Here is a 20,110-nt window from a genome sequence, read left to right as displayed (position 1 = left end):
TCTTGTTTCCGAGGTGTCATGATGAACTACGCTTTACTAGACAACAAACCCATCCTGTTGCTACCTGAGAACTACAACCGCATACCGTTTTGGCGTATGGCTGCCCGGCAGGACAAGGTACGCTGTCCAGCCTGTGCATCGGCGCTTCGTCTTCATGCTGGCATTAGCTTTGAGCCGCATTTCTTCCACCCTGAAGGAGCAGAGTGCCCGCTTCTGACGGATAATGGTCCTGCTCCTCTCGATTCGCTGCAAGCAATCAATGAGACGGCTGCCACTGCCTTTCAGGCTGTCTTGGCTGCTACGGTCAAAAAGGATCACAGCGACGATAACACGAAAGAATCACTCGCTTTCTCAACCAAGGAGCACAACGAGGTATCCATAAGCGAAGAAAATCCAGCCACCATCGGCTCCTTTCGCCTTCCGAAAAAGAGAACGATTGGCACGAGCACGACGCCTCCCCCGCCAGCTCCGAAGCCACCGATTTTCCGCAAACGCTTGATGCCAAAGAAGACCATCTCTCACATGGCTGAGCAAATGCGTGATCAATCGATGCACCCGGGACAACAGCAAGCGGTGCACGCTACCGAGGGGCCTTTTTTGATCCTCGCGGGAGCCGGAAGTGGCAAGACGCGCGTCATGACTGCACGCACGACTCACTTGATCTCAGAGTTAGGCGTCAAGCCGAATCAAATCATGGTCGTGACCTTTACGACCAAAGCCGCCGATGAAATTCGTCAGCGCATTGCCCGGCAACTACCCGCTGGACAAGCACGTGAGCTGATCGCTGGTACGTTCCACAGTATCTTTTACCGAATGCTCCTGCATCACCAGCCAGAACGGTGGGATCAGCAGCGCCTCTTGAAAAAGGATTGGCAAAAATGGCGGTTGATGCGCGAGACTGGCGCACTCCTCGGTCATGATGATCTTGCCACGTTAAAAGAAACAGAGATCACCGAAGCACTCGGCATCGTCAGCCGTTGGAAAAACGAATACATCCTCCCCCACGAGGTCGCGTATCGGGAAGCGACGAGCGATGCAGAAAAACGGGCGATCCAGCTTTATCCTCTGTATGAGGCCACGAAGAAAAAGCATCAATGGTTTGACTTTGACGACATGCTCATTGGCTGCTACGAAATGCTGCGCGATGATCCAGGACTCCTGCGCCGTTATCAGGAACGCATCACCCATGTGATGGTCGATGAGTTTCAGGATATCAATCGCATTCAGTATGAGACGGTCAAGCTGCTCGCCGCTCCACAGAACAATTTGTGTGTTATCGGGGATGACGACCAGTCTATTTACGGCTTTCGCGGCAGTGATCCGCAGTACATCTTGGGCTTCACCAAAGACTTCCCACAGGCGTCGACATTTACACTCGAGGTCAACTACCGTTCCCATTCCTCGATTGTCAGTCTTGGCTACTCGCTGATCGGTCACAACCGGGAGCGTTGGGCAAAGGAATGTCAGTCCTTTCATCGCGAGGAAGGCGATACGTATTTATTCGAGCCGGAAGACGAAGAAGAACAAGCTTCCCGGATCGTCGATGAAATTATCCATCGTCGCGAGCAAGGAGCCCTATTGGGTGAATGCGCGATCTTGTACCGGACCAATGAATCTGCACGCCCCATATTGGAGCGCCTGAGCGAAGCAGGGATTCCTTTTCATTACACGCAAGAGGAGGATTCCTTTTACCAACGCCAGACGGTTCGCTGGACGCTGAATTATTTGCGGCTCGCGTTAAACCCGGATGACAGCGATGCGCTAAAAGAAATATTGTCGACCCTCTACATCTCAGCCGAAATGTGGAATGCCTTGCGCAGTCAAGCAATTATTGAGGACAAGCCGATTCTGCACGTTCTTCCGCATTTGACACAGCTCAAACCGTATCAACGTAAGCATATGCAGCAAATCAATGAGATTCTCACCGCGTGCAAGGATGTTCCACCTGCTCAAGCGTTGGAGCTCATCTATGAGGACGGCAAACTCCGCGACTATCTAAAAAAACGTGCGAAAGACCGGGAAGATGGCCGGGAACGTTGGAGCGATGAGCTTCAGCAAATACTGGCAGCTTCCAAGCGCCATGCGACAATTAGCGATTTTTTGGCTTATATCGATCAAATGGCGCGACAAGAAAAAGAGTGGCGCACGATGCGACCACTCCCGGACGAAGCTGTTCATGTTTTAAGCATCCATCGGGCAAAAGGTCTCGAATACGACCACGTCTTCTTGCCCGATCTGGTAGAAGGTGCGCTTCCTCATGAGTACACATTGGATGAGCTGCGAAAAGGCGGCTCCGGTGCGCTTGAAGAAGAACGCCGTCTCTTATACGTCGCGATTACCCGGGCCCGTCACAGCTTGTGTATCGGTATCCCCCGGGAGCGATTCGGACGAAAGACCCGCACCTCCCGCTTCATCGCCGAGATGGGCAGGTAAGTACTGAAAGCCGCCGCCCATATAAATCAAGAACTCTTCCATGTTCGTAATCAATGGAAACATGAAAAAACAGGTCCCCTTTCACGCATTTTGGGTATAGTATGCGAGAAAGCGGGGCCAGTTATTCTTTTTCGGGAAAATTACTTCTGGTTAGCCGCCCATAATGCTGTAGCCAGCATCGACGTGCAGAATTTCACCCGTGATTCCTCGGGAGAGATTGCTGAACAAGAAGAGAGCGGTGTCGCCTACTTCTGATTGGTCAATCGTGCGGCGCAATGGCGCTTTTTCCTCAATTTCCTTCAGTACGGTGTTGAAATTGCGGATTCCTTTTGCAGCAAGCGTACGGATTGGACCAGCGGAGATCGCATTGATACGAATGTTCTCTTTGCCCAGGTCGTTTGCCAAGTAACGAACAGATGCATCAAGCGCTGCTTTGGCTACACCCATTACGTTGTAGTTTTGAATCACGCGCTCACCGCCAAGGTAAGTCAAGGTCACGATGCTTCCGCCCTCGGTCATCAACGGACGAGCAGCACGAGCAACTGCTACCAGGGAGAATGCGCTAATGTCTTGTGCCAGCGCGTATCCTTCGCGGGATGTGTTGACATACTCGCCTTCGAGCTCTTCGGTTTTCGCAAACGCAATGCAATGCGCTAGGCCATGAATAACGCCCACTTTTTCTTTGATCACAGCAAAAGCCGCTTCGACGTCCTCATCCTTCGTGACATCGCAGTTTACCAACAGCGACTCTACTCCCAATTTTTCCGTGAGTGCCGCCACGTTTTCACGCAAACGCTCCCCTTGGTACGTAAAAATCAGATTCGCTCCAGCATTATGTAAGGATTGCGCAATTCCCCAGGCAATGCTGCGGTGGTTTGCTACGCCCATGATGACGATGTTCTTTCCTTGCAACAATGTATTCATTATGTATCTGCCCCTTCCCAACTTATTCCCCTGCATTATAACCGATCTTGTCCATGGATACGAGGGGATAAACGAGAGGGGCAGTACAAAAACATTTAATCGGTACTTCCGGCCTGATCGGTTAGCACAGGTAGAGCGTCAGAGGAAGCCCACGATTCCTGCAATGGATTCAACGATGTTCCCATGACCGGGAATTCAGTCAGTGACTGCAAGAGATCGTCTGTTTGCATTTGCTCCTGATGGTTCATACTGTCAGTCCACACCCCTTCCTCCAGACTAGACTGGCTAGGAATGAGACCTTTTATGCATGCAAGTGGTTCGCGTGCAAATAGGCAGACAAAATCAGATACACCGCCATGGCACCAACAAAATAAACGCCGTACTGTGCCTTTTTGGTTTGGCCGATATAAGGGACGAGATGGCTGGCCGATACATACAAGAATATACCGGTCGTCATGGCCAACATAATGCCAGACCAATTCGGTGGAAACATTTGCTCGGCAAAACCAAAGCTGAGAGCTCCTGCAATCGTCGCGATTCCAAGCGATGTCGCCCCCCAAAATGCCTTCTTTCTCGAATTGGTCGCTGCCAGTAAAAGAGAGGCAATGGTCACACCATCCGGAATTTTGTGCAGCAGCATCGCCACCAACACGGATACCCCTACTTCTGAATCCATCCGCAGGCTAGCGACTAATGAGACCCCTTCGACAAATGCATGCAATAAAAAGCCCGTCATGACCCCAATGATTCCCGTGGAGCCAAATTCTCCGCTCGATTTGCTGATTAGTTCTAGAGCAAAAAGCGTCACAAAGCCAACGAGCACAAATGGCATCAACCACAAGCTCTTGTCAGAAAAGACATGTGGCATCAAATCTAGCAGCGTAATCGCCAGCAGTAGCCCAGCCCCTGCACTGATCATCGCGAACAATGCCTCGGATGACCAGGCACGCAGACATAACAGCAGTCCCCCGATACTGCTCGCCAAGGCAGCAGTCAAAAGGACAATCCAGAAAACAGATTGCATCATCCGGTCCTCTCCTCACCCAACGAGCAAAAACATGCTTACTCCTTCCATTATTACGCGCCTGTCCCGGTCATTATGAGCAGACTACCAAATTTGACAAAATACGACGAGCTGTCCGAATCGGACGAAAGATCACTAGTTTTTAGAACCTTTGTCGATTCTCTCTTACCCGGAAAATTTTGGTGCTATAATGAGTCCACCGGGAATACCGAGAGGAAAAAAAGGAGTGATTCGGGATGGATGTACAAGTTTGGATGGCTTCAAAAGAGGTAGCTGATCGCCTTGATGTGCATGTTCGTACACTGCGTAACTGGCTGGACTTGTTCGTACCTGCTCAGGAACGTCTGAAAAATCCGCAGGGTCACTATTTGATCAGCGAAGCAGGCTTTGAACTGCTCAAGGAAGTAAAGGAAAGAAAAGACAACGGCAACAGCTCGTTAAAAGATATTCAGCGCCAACTGATAGAAGAAGGTCGCCTGTCCGAGGAAATGCTCCTGGAAGAAGAACTCACAGGCGCGGAAGAAACCGCCGTTACGATCAGCGCCACAAACAAGCTGGGAACGGGCATGCGAGAAGTAGAATTGACGGTCCACGAGACACTCGTCCAATTTCAGCAGGAGCTCACACAGCTCTCCTCTATGAATCATATGCAATCGACCATTCTGCAAAAGATTGCGGACATTGAAGAAATGCAAGAGTCCCTTCGCTTGGAAATGCGTCGCGTTACTTTTGAACTGGATCTCATGCAGCAGCGCTTGACTCGTCGCAAGGAGCGCTATGCCCGCTACGAGCCTCGCTGGTCACTCAACCCTTTCCGCTGGTTTACACGTTCAGATCGTGCAGCCGAGCAATAATCAGGATATTTCGATAAGGTAAAAAATGACAATTGAGAGAAGTACCTCAACAACGGTAGTCTCCCATGTTCTACTGTGATAAAATGGAACTACATAAACTGACTGAAAATCAGGACTATTTACATTCCACAAAAAAAGGACTGGGGCTTTCGTTGTGAGAAAATTGCATATTACTTCGGTAAAGCCGGGCGATGTTATCGCCAAGAGCGTGTTCCAAGAAAATGGGAATGTTCTATTGGGGATCGGGGTACAACTAACCTCCCGTTACATTGAACGGCTTGTTCAATTGGGAATTGATACCCTTTACATTCAAGACAAGCACACAGAAGATATCATGCCCGAAGATGTAATCCGCGATGAGACGCGTAAAGAAGCCGTGGATGCCGTGTACAAAACGATGACCACCCTCATGGATCAGCCGCAGATCAAGCGCCGGACGTCCGCACCTGATTTCGGGAGCAGTTTTCAAAAGGTGTTTCGGGAAATCTTTCAAGATTTGAGCAGTCGTAAAGATATCTTGGTCAACCTGTCCAGTCTTCACGTGTTGGATGGTTACCTTTTTCACCACGCTGTCAATGTCGCCGTTCTGTCTGGTGTGGTAGGGATGGCCAAAGGTTACAACCAGCAGCAGATGATGGAGTTGGGTATTGGTGCGCTTTTGTTCGACATCGGCATGACACAGGTTCCTAAGGAGCTCTGGACCATGCGTACCGAGTTAAGCGCAGAAGAACGACAACGTGTCCAATACCATACGGAAGAAGGCTTCCATATTTTGCGGAATCAACATAACATCTCGGTCGTCTCCGCACACTGTGCGCTTCAGCACCACGAGAGATACAACGGAACAGGGTATCCCCGTCAGCTCTGTGAGAAAAACATTCACGAGTATGCGCGCATCGTTGCCATTGCTGATGTTTACGATGCCTTAGTTTCCCCGCGTCCATTTCGGAACAGCTATTCACCGAGTGATGCTACCGAGTACTTGTTCGCTACTGGAAACACCTATTTCGACCTCGACCTGCTCAAGCTATTCCTGCAGCACGTCGCCATTTATCCAATTGCTTCCACTGTATTGCTAAGTACAGGGCATACAGGGGTCGTTTCCAAAGTGAATCCATTGGCAGTGAATCGACCGACGATCCGTATTCTTACCAATGAAGATGGCTCTGAAGTAGCGAGCACCTATGAAATCGATCTCTACGATAAAGAATGGATGAGCGTGACGATCGTCAAAACCTTATAGGCATAAGATCAAGCTGAGATTCATTATTCATCTCAGTTTTTTCATGCGTGGGTACGTGTTGTTTTCGTACGTTGCAAATATCCCGCAACTAACACGAGAGCGGCCAATCCAATTTTGATCGCATATTCGAGCCAGAGCCTCCCTGCGATCCACTCATGTACCGCATCTTCCATGAGAATCATATTCGCCGCTGTCACAGCCAGGACACCTGAACCAACATAAACAAGCCATACAAAGCGCTCCATCGCTTTTAGAATGAGCTGACTACCAAAAATCATGAGAGGCACACTGATTAAAAGGCCCAGCACGATGAGGACGATATCTCCTTTGGCTGCCCCTGCAATAGCGAGTACGTTATCCAGTCCCATCATCACATCTGCTACGACAATCGTCTTGACCGCTTGAACTAAGTCTTCACTCGAACTGATCGCTTCCTCCCGCTCGTCCTCGCGTAACAGGTTGTAGCTGATCCATAGCAGGATAACTCCGCCGATCATGTACAGATACGGGATTTTCAGCAAATAAACAGCAAGAATCGTAGCAATCACGCGTACGATGATAGCAAGAAACGTCCCCCACAATATGGCTCGTTTTCGTTGTTCGATAGGAAGCTTCCGACAAGCGATGGCAATGACCACAGCATTATCTCCACTTAATACGAGGTTGATGGTAATGATGAGTAGCAGTGACGAAAAAAAAGCAGATTCAAACAAAGGATGCACCCTCCCTGAACTTTTTGAGCCCTACTCGCCACCTTGTATGGTACCCCCGATTTTTTGTATGATGGTAACGAGGAGGGTTGTCGAAATGTCGAAACAATTCGTTATAGAAGCGATCATGTTGGCTATCTACGGGGAGTTGATGGTCCCATCGCAACCAGTAGAATATCTGATACCCGCGTCGACAATCTATGAATTGGACGAATTTATCCAGAGTCCTGAACCTATCATGCCCTACTCTGCTGATGATCAGTATGTCCGGCGGATTATGAAAGAAATGAGCCAATTTTTTGCCGATCCATTCAATCGCAAGCGAATGGAAAAAGGACTGATAGCCCCATGGTCCAAGGTTCCTTTTTCTTTTCCGAACGGTGTGACCCTGACAGTCGTAAAAGTGGAGGACAACGCCATGTGGGGGGAGATATTTGATCCCGTAGAGACACAGCTATTGTTGACGGCCATGAAATTTGAGGCCCCACTTCTCACAGACCAGCCTGATTATCAGGATCGGATATTGGAATATATCGTGCCTGTTCAATTTTACGATGTGGATGATTTTGATTTCGCTCTCGAGCAAGGAATCTCATTGAACGACCTACGTGAACCATAATCAAGAAAACAGACCGACGAGCCTGACGCTTGTCGGTCTGTTCTTTTTCGTCCAACATCAAGTGCTGGTGTCTTTGCCTGTCACAAAAAAACGTCCTGAGTAGGTTTGTCCATGGTACAATATGGGTAAAGACATGGAAAGCGGTTCGGGGAGGAATTGTGCACATGGAAATGACGAAAAGAAGCAACGGTTCGGATTGGGAGGCAGAAGGAGCTGTTGACCAACAGATTTTGTTTAAAATGGGGAATGAATATTACGGACTGTCGATTTCACTCGTGCGTGAAATCATCAAGCCGCTGCCCATTACACGTTTTCCAAAATCTCCACCTTATGTCGAAGGAGTTATTGATCTGCGTGGACGGATCTTACCGATAATCAACTTGCGGAAAATGTTTGATTTGGAACCTTTGGAAGAAACGGATGATACTCGCTTTGTTGATTTGCAGATGGATGGGTTGAACATCGGGATTATCGTGGATGCGGTCTCTGAGGTCATGAATATTCCGCAGAACTTGATCGAGCCTGCCCCACCCATTATCGCTGGTGTAGAGGGCAAGTATTTGCAAGGCATTGCCCGTTTGAACGACAAGCTGATCATGCTGCTCGATGTGGATGAAATTTTTGGACAGTGGAAAAAGAAGTAAGTGACAGTGTAAAGCCCAGTGCGATGATGCACTGGGCTACTCTCTTCCTCCGCTTGCTAAATACGCATAGTTCACCCATACCATCTCTTCGATTCCTAAAATTTCTTTGAACAGGTCAACCGAGTCGTACAACAATGAAGCTCCTGTGTCGTCATCGACGTTCGTCAACAACTGCAAATCAAAAAGGGAACGCAACTGCTGAATCTGCTTCGGACCAACGATCCGACTAAATGACTGCGGCTTGATACGTGTGATCCCTTTACCTACCTCGCGCCGATACAACTCCGAACGCACTACCCTCTCCAGTATGTCTTCATACTTTTGCCGAACGTCCTCGCTGTCTACGATTCCTTCCTGCAGGTCAATCTCTGGATAAAGCCTACCAAACTCGGCTTCCGCCATTTCTACATCGAGCGAGTAGCTGATAGTCGCTGACGCAACCTCGAAGCCTGCATCGAACAAGCGAAAGCCCCAGCCGTTGTCCTCAGCGTCATGAAACCAGAGGAGAGGTACGAATTGCTTGGACAGTCTCAGCAAAAAATCAAGCGTCGTACAGGTTTCCAGCCACTCATCCTGCAGGAAAAATGCATTCCAGTCGCTGTTGACGTTTCTGTGGAAGTGTGGCTGCTCTGTCTTGGATAAGGCAATCAGTACTTTCGGTTCGTATTTGCGTGGATAAAGAATGCCGGTCGTGAACTCACCCATCCGTTTTCCACCGCTTTCTGGAAGGCTTCCCTGATCCTTTCTTCTTAGTCTATTCAGGCAACGCTTGTTTTTTGCTGTGATCTTTATCAAACGTGCTCGTGTGGATCATCGTATGTACCGCTCCCTCGGGTAACAGCTCGGAACGATACAAATGGAAATGCCGTGCCTTCCATTGTGGCGGCTCCTGCGCTAAATAACGTTCATTCCAATCCAGGAGGGCCAACTCATCTCCGTTGTGATGCGGACCGCGCGCCAGCGTAATATGCGGCCGATACCGTTTCCGATCGTAGGACAAGCCTTCGTGCAATTCGAACCGTCTGCCCAACAATAAATGGAGCTGGTTGAGAGGAGAAAGTTGGCCACGCAACCCCAGCCAGAGCACACGTGGATGCAGGGCATTCGGAAAAACCCCGAAGTTGCCAACACGCAGGGTAAAAGGCTGGATGATCGCGCCGACGATATCCATATCCTCACAGATAGCGGGTACGAGTGAGTCATCCACCTCTCCAAGAAAATGCAGAGTCAAATGCAAATTAGCGAGAGACTGCCACCTGTCCGCCTTCACATCTTGCTTCAACCGTTTTTGAACATCGGCAATATAAGTGGCAGCCTCAACTGGAATATCCAATGCTATGAATAAGCGCATTTCTGTCCTCCTTCGAAAAAAATAGCCCTCCTGTGACGGAGAGCCATTTATCTTGCATGCCGCGTTAGGCAGCCATCATCTTTCCGGTTACGATTCCCAAAACACTCCTGACGTATTCCGCAAGACGGTTCGATCCAGGCTGGTAGGTAAAGCGCAAGGTCAGCTCGCTATGACCGACATGACCAGCGGGAGGGATATTCCAGAAGTACTCTGCTTCCCCGTATAAATACTCTTCAATGCGCTGCTTCTTTCCTTCGATATCGATACTCGGATCATGCGTCAAGGAAAACTTCATCATGACTGAAAACGAATCTGTCCAAACGTGATCGCGCTTATGTAATTTCCCATGGATTACTACTAAACCGGCGTCCCCCCACAGATTGTACTCGAGCAAAGCCTGAAACTGAGGATGTACCTGCAGCTCCAGGGCCGGAAGCCCTCCTTCGATCGTAAGTGCGTGACGTTGTGCCAGTTGCTCAATCTCCCCTTGAAAACGGTGGGCGCATTCAGAAACAGCTTGAAACAAATTGGGTTCAACAGCGTACATCGTCGTCACCTCTCCCCAATGGATTGTCTGTCTTACCTAATTCGAATTCCCTCTTGTCATATCCTTTGTTGAAAAATGACTTATTTACCCATATTTCATCGAAGACCAAAAAATTCCCGGGAGAATCTTTTTTCACAATCTCTCAACAATTACAGGTAAGGGACAGACATTCCTGGAAACGCTTTCGCAAACACCTGCGCTAGATGCTTCTGTACATCTTCATCCAGCTCTAAATGATAGAGGCGACCGCTCTCATAGCGCAATAGTGGATAGGCCCCTACCTGCAAAGGTGATGCGTCCTGCGTCTGCACATACTCCGGCAAGGTCATCAAAAAACGCGAGAAAGGATTCGCTTCATCCTCTGACATATGAACAACCTCGAACAAATGCGAGAGACTTGGCGTCAACACGATCATCGCGTAATCGCCCGCTTCCGCAGCCCATACGGTAAAGGACGTATCCCGGACCTCGCTGCGGGCGTGCCTGCGCATGACCCATACTGCTTGCTGCACAGTACTCATCAATAAGTGCTGCGCTCCTTCTTCACCATGGACATCTCTCATCTGCTTGTAACGCAACACGAAGGCCATCCCCGATTCTGTAAAAACAGATGCAGGCAAGCTCATCGCTGGGATGCTTTCGGTCTCTTCCTCACGCACCTGCACCTCTTCAGGAAGTGTATCGGGTGTTCCCTCATATAGCGCTTGAATCATCTCACGTGTACGAGCCACTTCCCCTGGGGAAAAAGAAATCGACTCGGAATAGATATGGGTAAGCTCGCGATCCGTATAAGCCAAGTAGTGCAAAGAAGTATAAGGCTGCTCAATCAATCTCAAGGCCATGCTTCGCTCTTCAGCACGCGCTATGTCGAACGTCAAGGGAAAACCAAGTGGATTCAGCGGGTCCGACAGTGTCCAAATGACAGCGAGCAGCTTATTTTGATACGTCTTGAACTCGAGCGAAACGGCATCTCTCGTCTGCTCGCTGAAAGCATCCACCGATTCGAATACCAAGTACAGCTCCACCTCACCTGTGCCGCTAAGACGGACAAAGTAAGGAAGCCCCTCTTCTTCTGCCAGCTTGTACAAATCGTGATAAACTACGGGATCGAGTACTTCTCCCTGCGTTAAATCGTCAGGAGAACACAGGGTGTCATCAGGAGTTAGCGGAGGAAAAAAGTCGTCGTTCATCCGTTATTCCTCCTGTTTTCCCCAAGCTTTTAGCAATGCCCAATTGTCCATTTGTTTTAAGAGAGTTCGATCTGTCGCGTCAATGTGGACAGGGGTAATCGCAATATAGCCATGCTTGAGCAAATCATAGTCCAGCGGCTCCGCTAGTGGCATGACTTGAGGATACTCACGTGCCAAATAATAGCCCTCTGCTTCTTCGCTATATTTGTCTTCATAGTGGTTCATGGACAAGGTAGCCGGAACCATTCCTTTCACCTCAGCCAGCGGTACATGCGGGATATTAATATTCCAGAATACCTCTGACGCCAGTTCTCCTTTGACCGCACGATCGCTGAATTCTTTTACGATCGGACGAATCATCTCCACAACATCGCCGTAGTTGTCTTGATCGAACCAGTTATCATAGGAAAGGGCAACTCCAGGAACACCCAAAATTACCGCCTCCCTGGCACCGCTGCACGTACCGGAGTAATAAATATCACGTCCGAGATTCGTCCCGACGTTAATCCCCGAGAATACGATATCCGGCTTTTTCCCATGTTCAAACAGGAGATGGTAAGCAGCTTTTACACAGTCTGCAGGGTTGCCATTGACCGCCCACGCTTTCACAGGCATTCCGTAAAAATCACGCTGTTCAGGCGCGAGTGCACTGCGATAAGTGATTCCGTGCCCGACCCCGCTTTTCTCTTCAACCGGCGCCACTATATAGACTTCCGCTCCCTCCAAAGTGAGCAAAGCTTCTACCAATCGCTTGATACCAAGAGCATCGATCCCATCATCATTCGTAACCAAAATCCGCAAAATAGGGTCTCCTCCTTCATCCATAGCGTTGCCACTCGCTGAGACGTTATTTTTCTTATTGTACTGTAGAAAACGAGGCTGCGCCACGCTTCCACCTAAAACAAAAGGACCCCAATCATATTGGGGCCCCGGCTATTCGCCTACAATATCTTTCCAGCGTTCGCGCCAGACAATCCCTTCGCGAATCCACTCTTCTACTTGACGCTGCTTTTCCTCCGAGATTCCGATCAGGCATGCGATACGGGCAATCTCTTTTGTCTCCGACGGTGATAGCTTCCGATCGATCAATGCCATGTGGTAGAGCTTGCGCATCATAACGAGCTTTTCAGCCTGCGTCATAGCTACCAGGTCTTCTACGATGACCTCCGGACGCTTCGGATAGTCCATATCATCCATTAAAATTTGTCGTTCTTTCAATGTAAAATGCTCGGAATTCACGATTTCATGAATACGATCCATTTCTTTATTTCCTATATAACCGTCGGCGTGTCCGACGCAGATCATCAAGCGAATGGACGCAAACAAAATGTGTTTGTCCTTTTCGATTTTGGTATACACCGGCATGGTTCCTCCTCAAAAAACTTTATGAGCATAATATAACTACATATGATAATACGATGAAAAACGAAAGCGGTTTCACATAATTATGTGACAAATTTATGCTATTCCCTCACAAAAATGCGTCTGAAATCAATCCAGCCATAGGCATCCAGACTTACACCAGATAAACGCGGATGTGCAAGCATTTCTACCCGATTCGAATACAGCGGGACAAACGTACTGCAAGCCGCGAGAGTTTGCATGATGCTGTCCACGCAAGCTTGTCGGTCTTGTGCCGTTTGGACGCACGACATGCGGTTCATCCAATGCGCGATCTCTTTCTTTCCATGCGGATCTAAATGATGAGAAATACTCAACGCACCCGCGTATAGAAATTCTCGTAAAGACAGCTCTGCCCTTTCATCTACATTCGCACTATCCACAACCAAATCCGCCTCTCGTAATAACGAAGGCAAGGCAAGCTCCTCCGGGGATGCGTACCTGATCTCTATGGCAATTCCGTATTCCTTGCACGTTTTCTGAATCCACTGGGCATCTTCTATATGATCGGAATCTGGATACGTATAGAGCGAAAGAGCCTCTCCCAGATACCCGCTCTCTTTGAATATACGAACCAGCTCCTGTGTATCCGGCACCTCTCTTTTTCCTTGGAACGAATCCGTATTACCCCAGATGACTGCATGCTCCCTCGTTCCCTGTAGCTCTTGTCTCAAGGCTTGTCCACAAAGGATAGCAACCAGGAGACTTCGAAACTCGCTATGTGACAGCGGGCCATTTTTTGCTCCATTCAAACTGACGTATTGAAAACATTCTTCTAATCTGCCAACGTCACTCCATGCCAGAAAGCTCGTATCACGATGATCATCCAACGCCGTTACGGATAAAAAGCCCTCATCTGCCTGTGCTTCTGCTGCCATTCCAGGAACGCACCAGATTTCGATTCGGTCCAAGAATGGCCTTCCACCAAAATAAGGCGTGAACGCTTCTAGCACGATCATGGAATCGTCGTTGCGGACTACTCGAAACGGCCCCGTTCCTACTGGCATTTTTGCAAATTGCTCCCCCATCTCCAGAACGTAATCGCAGGGGACAATTGACATATATTCCTTGCTCAGTGCCTGTAAAAACAATTCATCCGGCCTATGCAAAGAGATCGTCAATACGTAGTCATCTTTTACGGTAATCGATTCAATCGAAGCAGCTAGCCAGCGATGTTTATAGGAATGCTCCATCAAACGAAGCAAGGAAAAGCGCACATCATCTGCAACAAGTGGACGTCCATGATGGAATAAAACACCTTTCCGCAAGTAAAAAGTCCACTGCTTTCCTTCTTCACTCGCCTCCCAATAAAAAGCGATAGCGGGTTCAATCCGTCTCATGACCGGATCAAACCGGACCAGAGAATCAAATAGCTGCTTGACCATATGTGACTCGGAGCGCAGGAGAATATGAATCGGATCAAGCCCTGCAAATGGTCGACTGTAAAACAAACGCAAGGTATCGACTCTGCCCTTACTTCCCTTTTCCCGCTTCACACGATGTCCAAACTGACTATTCATCCATCGTGAAAATTTTTCACCCAAAACAGGCAAATTTCTCCCATATTCCTCGATCATATCTCGTGCAGCACGAATCTCCCCTTTTTGCACGAGTTCCTTGGCTACGCTCATAATCAGGTCCTCGGGCACAAGCAAGCACGTCAATACAGATCGATTACCTCGCCCTCTCCCCGGCTGCCAGACTATCCATCCCTGGCTTTGCATTTTTTTCAAGGTCAAGGTCGCATTCCGCAATGTACAAAACAAAAGGGAAGCAACTTCAGCTAACGATATGTCAAGCGGATGCCCTATCGCTTCAGTAGGTCGACCCGCACATAAGCGCATGTATTGTTCAACCAGTTGCATCTTGCCACCACCAATTTCCTCATAAAACATGAAAAAGCTATACGCCTAATCGTACGCTTTTTCTCCGGTCTTTGCCACCTTACAATTCTAAAAACACCAACTAACCGGAAAAGCCGGAGAAAGGACTTTTTTATGTCACACTTTCCTCAAGCACTCCGTCGAGTCTTTGCTGCGTATCCGACACTCCTCTGGGTCCGTTTGTTCGGCGAAACGCTTACCTCTTTATCCAGCGCCATGATCGCCCCGTTTCTCGTCTTGTACTTGAGCGAGAACATCGGCGGCTCTGTCACTATGACCATGCTCGTCATTGGTTTGCAGCCCTTCTCCGAGATTTTGCTGACGCTATTTGCTGGTGGCATCACGGACCGTTATCGCCGTAAAACGATCATGCTACTCGCCTTGTTTCTGCAAGGCTTCGCCATGCTGGGAATGGCTTGGGCAGACTCTATACTGGGCTTTGCCATCCTGTATATCATCAACGGTGCTGGTCGCTCCTTGTTTATCCCTGTCAGCCGTGCACATCTCGCTGATACGATTTCCTCCACACAAATGGCTGGTGCTTTTGCCCTTCTCAATACTTCCAGCAGTATCGGGGCCGCATTGGGACCTTTAGTCGGTGTCATCATTTATAAGTACGATCCTGCTATGGCATTTTTATTTACTGCGATCTCGCTATTGATCTATGCTTTTGCCGTCTGGTGGAAAATACCGCAAACACCACTGCCAGAAGCTCCCGTCGAAGAAGCAGCAGACGTACGTTCACGCGGCTCCTGGCATGTTTATCGACCAGCCCTTGCCATTATGATGCTGTCTTTGCCGATCAGTCTGTTTTACGCGCAAACCGAAACGAATCTCCAGCTTCATCTGAAATACACGCTGCCAGACTATTTGCAAACACTCGCCTTGCTCATTGCGGTAAAAGGGGTCATGTTGCTTCTGTTCGAGTATTTGCTCGTCAAATGGACCCAGCACCTGTCAGCCCGCCTGTTGATTAGCGGCTCGTACATTTGTTTTCTCATCGTATCCTTGGGCTACGCCTTTATTGACAATGTACCTGTCCTTCTCGCTTTGCAAGTGTTACTCGTCATCGGAGAGAGTATTGGTCTGACGCAATTGATGGCCTTCGTCACACGGATATCACCTGTCACAATGCGCGGGCGGTACTTCGCGATCACAGGAACACACTGGGATATTTCCCGCATGTGCGGACCGTACTTGGGCAGCCTTGTCTTGCTGCACTATGGCGGCACGCTGCTTTTCACCATTGTCGCAGGCATTCTCTTAATCGGTGCCGGATTCATATACGTGTATCTTTCCAACAACGAAAAAGCCTCCCCGCTTGAACAGGAAGGCTGATTCGACCCAATTAGGTTAACAAGAAGCGATCTTCACTGAAGCTTTCTCCACCGCGGGCTGTTTCGAATGCTCGAAGCAGATCCTGCGGTTTCATCGTCCGTTTTTTCTCATCCGGAATGTCGAGGATGATTCCCCCATCGTGTAGCATCAACAGACGATTCCCCATATTCAACGCTTGTTCCATATTATGCGTGACCATGATCGTTGTCAGTTTATAGCGCTCCACGATTTTTTCCGTTAAATCTACAATCAACTGCGCCCGTTTCGGGTCAAGCGCTGCTGTGTGCTCATCGAGGAGCAAAATCTTCGGCTCTGTGAAGGTAGCCATCAACAGACTTAGCGCTTGCCGCTGACCTCCTGAGAGAAAACCAACTTTGGTCTTCAAACGGTTCTCCAGCCCTTGATCCAACTGCTTGAGCTGCTCGCGAAACAACTCTCTCTTCTGGTTATTCACCCCAAATCCAAGTGTACGGCGTTTCCCCCGCCCCAAAGCGATTGCCAGATTTTCCTCAATCGTCATGTTCGGCGCTGTACCTGCCATGGGGTCCTGAAACACACGGCCGATCAGACCTGCGCGTTGGTGCTCCGCCAAGCGCGTGACATCTTTGCCGTCAATTGTAATGCTACCGTTATCTGGCGTCAGTCCACCGGAGATCATGTTCATCATCGTCGATTTACCCGCACCATTACTACCGATAACGGTGATGAACTCTCCTTTCTTTACGTGCAGATTGACGTTTCGAAGCGCGATCTTTTCATTCACAGTTCCTGCGTTGAATACTTTGTTGACGTTTGTAATTTTAAGCATCGCTGCTTCCTCCCCTTGCCGTGCGTCCCGCTTGCTTTTTCCAAATGCCTTTTGCCACAGTTGGAACAGTCAGGGCAAAGATAACAATCAGGGCAGTAATCAGCTTCATGTCAGAAGGATTGAGTCCTGCATCCAGCGCCAGTGCAATGACCAAGCGGTACACAATCGAGCCGAGAATGACAGCAAGCGTCACTCGGAAAATCGAAGAGCTGCCAAACAAAACTTCCCCGACAATAACGGAAGCGAGACCGATGACGATCATCCCGATCCCCATTCCTACATCCGCAAAGCCTTGGTATTGGGCTACCCACGCACCAGCTAACGCTACCAAGCCATTGGAGAGAGCCAAACCGATGATCGTAGTCGAATCTGTGTTTACCCCAAAGCTGCGGATCATCTTCGAATTGTCACCTGTCGCACGCAAATCCAGACCCATATCCGTATGAAGGAACCAGTCAATGATGAGCTTCAACACCAGAACACCTACGATAAAGACGATTGCTACACCTGTCAGCAAGGTAACTCCACCTACGGTCAGGTTCGGAATGCCCATATCCTTCACATAAGTGAACAAGGTATCCTCCCGCAAAAGAGGCAAATTCGCTTTTCCCATGACACGCAAATTGATCGAGTACAAGGCGATCATCGTCAAGATCCCCGCCAAAAGTGCGTTAATCTTTCCTTTGGTATGCAAGACGCCCGTAAAAGCTCCTGCCAAACCACCTACGATGAAAGCTAACAGGGTAGCCAAAAACGGATTGGTGCCATCGATAATGAACTTGGCTGCGATTGCGCCTCCCAAGGCAAAACTACCATCTACGGTCAAGTCAGGAACGTTCAGGACTCGGAAGGTCAGATATACACCGAGAGCCAAGATACCAAATAGTAAACCTTGCTCAATGGCTCCCATTACTGCCAGTTGATTCATAGAAGAAATCCTCCAATTACTGCATTTATTACTCGATCACTTGTCCAGCACGGTCGAGCATGGCTTGCGGAATCGTCACACCCATTTTTTCCGCTGCTTTCTTATTCAATACGAGCTTCATGTCTGCTTGCACTTCTACAGCCATATCAGCTGGCTTCGCTTCACCCTTCAGGATTTTTGCTGCCATATCGGCAGTTTGCTCGCCCAGCTTCGTGTAGTCGATCCCGTAAGTGGCAATCGCTCCGCTCTTCACAGAGTTTTCTTCCCCTGCGATGACCGGAATTTTTTGTGCTTCCGCTACACCGATAACAGCTGCAATCGAAGATACAACCATGTTGTCAGTTGGTACGTAGAAAGCATCTACTTTGCCCACCATGGACTCAGCGGCTTGCTTCACTTCTGTCGCGCTCGTAATTGCCGCTTCTTTGATTTCTAAACCAAGCTTGCCAGCTACAGCTTTTGCCGCATCTACCTGTACTTTGGAGTTGACTTCACCAGAACTATAAATAATTCCAACAGATTTCGCATCAGCTTTCATTTCTTTAATCAGCTTCAATTGCTCTTCGACAGGGTTCATATCCGATGTGCCTGTTACGTTCGCTCCCGGCTTGTCCATCGCAGCTACGAGACCAGCTTCTACCGGGTCTGTTACCGCAGTAAACAGGATCGGAATCTCTTTACTGGTTTGTGCAGCAGCCTGTGCCGTTGGAGTCGCAATGGCCAACACCAAATCTACTTTGTCAGCCTCGAATTTTTGGGCAATCTGAATGGCTGTATCCATGCTCGCTTGAGCGGATTGCACATCGATTTTTACTTGCTTGTCTTTTTCGTAGCCGTTTTTAGCCAGTTGGCTGATAAAGCCCTCTCTTGCTGCATCTAAAGCAGGGTGTTCAACGAATTGGGCAATGCCAATTGTCAGTTGCTTGGTTTCAGTAGACGGAGCAGGTGCCGTCGTGGTTGCAGGAGCTGGTGTAGAATTGTTTGCAGGGGTAGTACTTTGCTGTCCACAAGCGGTAACAGACAAAAGCAATAAAGGAAATAAAAAACTCTGAAAAATTTTAATACTCTTCTTTTGTTTGAACATTTAGTGAATTCCCCCTCGTGAATTTTTTCTACAATTTTAACATGGATAAAACGGTTTTAAAAGAATAAAAAGAGAGCATGACGCTCTCTTTTTACTTGATGATTTCTTTCGCCTGTTGTTTGAGTGCCTCAGAAATAGTGAGCCCAAACTTTGCAGCAGCTGTTTCATTAATATACAAATCAGCTTGTTTCGAAATCTCTACAGGAGTATCAGCAACGGTTTGCCCTTTTAAGATACGGGCAGCCATATCGCCTGTTTGTTTACCGATTTGGTAGTAATCAATCCCATAAGTAGCAACCGCTCCACGTTTCACTGTATCGGTATCAGAAGCAAATACAGGAATTTTGTTTTCCTCTGCTGCACCCAGTACCGCTTCAAAGGAAGATACGACGGTGTTGTCAATTGGGATAATAATGGCATCTGCTTTACTAGCAAGACTTTGAGCTGCAAGCTGCACTTCGGATAACTGCGAAATGCCTGCCTTGATGATTTCTACGCCTTCTTTTTGCGCTGCGTCTTCCAATTCTTTGACCTGTACCTCTGAGTTAATTTCGGAGGTCGTATAGATCACGCCCAGCTTTTTCAGCTCGGGTAGGAATGTTTTCACCAGCTTTAATTGTTGTTCCATCGATACTTTATCGGACGTCCCGGTGACATTTTTGTCTGGCTTCTCCAGACTGCCAACCAGTTGAGCCGAGATCGGGTCTGTTACGGAACTGAAAACAACAGGTTTGTCAGCAATCGCCTTGGCTGCAGCCTGAGCGGATGGCGTCGCAATCGCTACGACAATATCCTTTTTATCTCCGGCATACTTCTGTGCGATCGAGACGGTATTGTTCATGTCACCATGGGCGTTCTGGGAGTCTACCTCCAAGTTCTTGCCCTCTTCGTAGCCAGCATCCTTCAGACCATCCAAAATTCCTTTATGAATAGCATCCAGCGCAGGGTGCTCCACGAATTGTGTCAGCCCCAGCTTCACTGTTTGCTCTTGGCCTGTCGTTGCTGCTGTCTCTGTTTTCCCACCTGTTTCGTTGCCACATGCTGCCAAAGAAAACGCCAGCAATGCGGTCAGTACCATACTGACTGCTCGTCTCATCTGTACTTCCTCCTCTAGTCTCTACTCTCAGCT

General features: G+C 48.7%; 21 protein-coding genes. 6 read left to right on the top strand and 15 right to left on the bottom strand.

Annotated elements, in window-relative coordinates; all coding sequences use genetic code 11:
- Positions 1 to 21 precede the first annotated feature (21 nt).
- Positions 22 to 2,433, top strand: a complete 2,412-nt coding sequence (locus tag ASG16_RS21000) for a UvrD-helicase domain-containing protein (protein WP_056486657.1) — start codon at positions 22 to 24, stop codon at positions 2,431 to 2,433.
- A gap of 150 nt (positions 2,434 to 2,583) precedes the next feature.
- On the opposite strand, the gene fabI is transcribed toward ASG16_RS21000, so the two are convergent.
- From fabI to ASG16_RS20990, 3 genes are all read right to left on the bottom strand, one after another.
- Positions 2,584 to 3,357: an enoyl-ACP reductase FabI gene (gene fabI / locus ASG16_RS20995; protein ID WP_056485666.1), complete on the bottom strand. Its 774-nt coding sequence runs from the start codon at positions 3,355 to 3,357 to the stop codon at positions 2,584 to 2,586.
- Positions 3,358 to 3,452: 95 nt separating this feature from the next.
- The gene (locus ASG16_RS30715; RefSeq protein ID WP_157966779.1) at positions 3,453 to 3,620 is read right to left on the bottom strand and encodes a hypothetical protein; all 168 of its coding nucleotides are present in this window, start codon (positions 3,618 to 3,620) and stop codon (positions 3,453 to 3,455) included.
- 38 nt (positions 3,621 to 3,658) lie between these two features.
- Positions 3,659 to 4,384 (bottom strand): ZIP family metal transporter, encoded by a 726-nt coding sequence (locus tag ASG16_RS20990; RefSeq protein WP_056485663.1) that lies wholly within the window; start codon positions 4,382 to 4,384, stop codon positions 3,659 to 3,661.
- 233 nt (positions 4,385 to 4,617) lie between these two features.
- Here ASG16_RS20990 and ASG16_RS20985 point away from each other — a divergent pair, with 233 nt between their 5' ends.
- Together ASG16_RS20985 and ASG16_RS20980 are read left to right on the top strand one after the other, a co-directional pair.
- Positions 4,618 to 5,235, top strand: a complete 618-nt coding sequence (locus tag ASG16_RS20985) for a MerR family transcriptional regulator (protein ID WP_056485660.1) — start codon at positions 4,618 to 4,620, stop codon at positions 5,233 to 5,235.
- A 154-nt stretch (positions 5,236 to 5,389) separates the two neighbouring features.
- Positions 5,390 to 6,478 (top strand): HD-GYP domain-containing protein, encoded by a 1,089-nt coding sequence (locus ASG16_RS20980; RefSeq protein WP_056485658.1) that lies wholly within the window; start codon positions 5,390 to 5,392, stop codon positions 6,476 to 6,478.
- A 41-nt stretch (positions 6,479 to 6,519) separates the two neighbouring features.
- On the opposite strand, the gene ASG16_RS20975 is transcribed toward ASG16_RS20980, so the two are convergent.
- On the bottom strand, positions 6,520 to 7,200 hold the full coding sequence (locus ASG16_RS20975; RefSeq protein ID WP_056485655.1) for a TerC family protein: 681 nt from the start codon (positions 7,198 to 7,200) through the stop codon (positions 6,520 to 6,522).
- 85 nt (positions 7,201 to 7,285) lie between these two features.
- On the opposite strand from ASG16_RS20975, the gene ASG16_RS20970 reads away from it, so the two are divergent.
- Positions 7,286 to 7,807, top strand: a complete 522-nt coding sequence (locus ASG16_RS20970) for a hypothetical protein (protein ID WP_015892281.1) — start codon at positions 7,286 to 7,288, stop codon at positions 7,805 to 7,807.
- A 164-nt stretch (positions 7,808 to 7,971) separates the two neighbouring features.
- Complete coding sequence (locus ASG16_RS20965; RefSeq protein ID WP_056485653.1) at positions 7,972 to 8,451, top strand: chemotaxis protein CheW; 480 nt, start codon at positions 7,972 to 7,974, stop codon at positions 8,449 to 8,451.
- Between the two features lie 36 nt (positions 8,452 to 8,487).
- Here the strand turns inward: ASG16_RS20965 and ASG16_RS20960 are convergent, their stop codons facing one another.
- The 7 genes from ASG16_RS20960 to ASG16_RS20930 form a co-directional block, all read right to left on the bottom strand.
- A complete protein-coding gene (locus ASG16_RS20960) occupies positions 8,488 to 9,156 on the bottom strand; it encodes a hypothetical protein (RefSeq protein ID WP_056485650.1) in 669 nt (222 codons plus the stop codon).
- A 49-nt stretch (positions 9,157 to 9,205) separates the two neighbouring features.
- Positions 9,206 to 9,802 (bottom strand): RNA 2',3'-cyclic phosphodiesterase, encoded by a 597-nt coding sequence (thpR, locus tag ASG16_RS20955; protein ID WP_056485647.1) that lies wholly within the window; start codon positions 9,800 to 9,802, stop codon positions 9,206 to 9,208.
- 64 nt (positions 9,803 to 9,866) lie between these two features.
- A complete protein-coding gene (locus ASG16_RS20950; protein ID WP_056485644.1) occupies positions 9,867 to 10,349 on the bottom strand; it encodes a hypothetical protein in 483 nt (160 codons plus the stop codon).
- A 149-nt stretch (positions 10,350 to 10,498) separates the two neighbouring features.
- Complete coding sequence (locus ASG16_RS20945) at positions 10,499 to 11,539, bottom strand: hypothetical protein (RefSeq protein WP_056485641.1); 1,041 nt, start codon at positions 11,537 to 11,539, stop codon at positions 10,499 to 10,501.
- A gap of 3 nt (positions 11,540 to 11,542) precedes the next feature.
- Positions 11,543 to 12,364, bottom strand: coding sequence for a 5'/3'-nucleotidase SurE (gene surE / locus ASG16_RS20940; protein WP_198674252.1), 822 nt, complete (start codon positions 12,362 to 12,364; stop codon positions 11,543 to 11,545).
- A gap of 108 nt (positions 12,365 to 12,472) precedes the next feature.
- Positions 12,473 to 12,904 (bottom strand): tellurite resistance TerB family protein, encoded by a 432-nt coding sequence (locus tag ASG16_RS20935; protein ID WP_048033900.1) that lies wholly within the window; start codon positions 12,902 to 12,904, stop codon positions 12,473 to 12,475.
- 98 nt (positions 12,905 to 13,002) lie between these two features.
- Positions 13,003 to 14,805, bottom strand: coding sequence for an SgrR family transcriptional regulator (locus ASG16_RS20930; RefSeq protein WP_056486652.1), 1,803 nt, complete (start codon positions 14,803 to 14,805; stop codon positions 13,003 to 13,005).
- Between the two features lie 132 nt (positions 14,806 to 14,937).
- Here ASG16_RS20930 and ASG16_RS20925 point away from each other — a divergent pair, with 132 nt between their 5' ends.
- Positions 14,938 to 16,161, top strand: coding sequence for an MDR family MFS transporter (locus tag ASG16_RS20925; protein ID WP_056485638.1), 1,224 nt, complete (start codon positions 14,938 to 14,940; stop codon positions 16,159 to 16,161).
- A 10-nt stretch (positions 16,162 to 16,171) separates the two neighbouring features.
- Here ASG16_RS20925 and ASG16_RS20920 read toward each other — a convergent pair whose 3' ends face one another.
- The 4 genes from ASG16_RS20920 to ASG16_RS20905 all read right to left on the bottom strand — a co-directional run bounded on the left by ASG16_RS20920 (position 16,172) and on the right by ASG16_RS20905 (position 20,077).
- A complete protein-coding gene (locus ASG16_RS20920; protein ID WP_056485636.1) occupies positions 16,172 to 16,969 on the bottom strand; it encodes an ABC transporter ATP-binding protein in 798 nt (265 codons plus the stop codon).
- Positions 16,962 to 17,897, bottom strand: a complete 936-nt coding sequence (locus ASG16_RS20915) for an ABC transporter permease (RefSeq protein WP_056485633.1) — start codon at positions 17,895 to 17,897, stop codon at positions 16,962 to 16,964. Before ASG16_RS20915 ends, ASG16_RS20920 begins: the two co-directional genes overlap by 8 nt.
- Before the next feature lie 28 nt (positions 17,898 to 17,925).
- Positions 17,926 to 18,981 carry an ABC transporter substrate-binding protein gene (locus ASG16_RS20910; RefSeq protein WP_056485630.1) on the bottom strand — a complete coding sequence of 352 codons (1,056 nt, stop codon included), beginning with the start codon at positions 18,979 to 18,981 and terminating at the stop codon, positions 17,926 to 17,928.
- Between the two features lie 91 nt (positions 18,982 to 19,072).
- Positions 19,073 to 20,077, bottom strand: coding sequence for an ABC transporter substrate-binding protein (locus ASG16_RS20905; RefSeq protein WP_056485627.1), 1,005 nt, complete (start codon positions 20,075 to 20,077; stop codon positions 19,073 to 19,075).
- Positions 20,078 to 20,110 lie beyond the last annotated feature (33 nt).

This window comes from Brevibacillus sp. Leaf182 (assembly GCF_001423865.2).
Classification (GTDB): Bacteria; Bacillota; Bacilli; order Brevibacillales; family Brevibacillaceae; genus Brevibacillus; species Brevibacillus brevis_C.
This window is presented reverse-complemented; position numbering and strand designations above follow the sequence as displayed.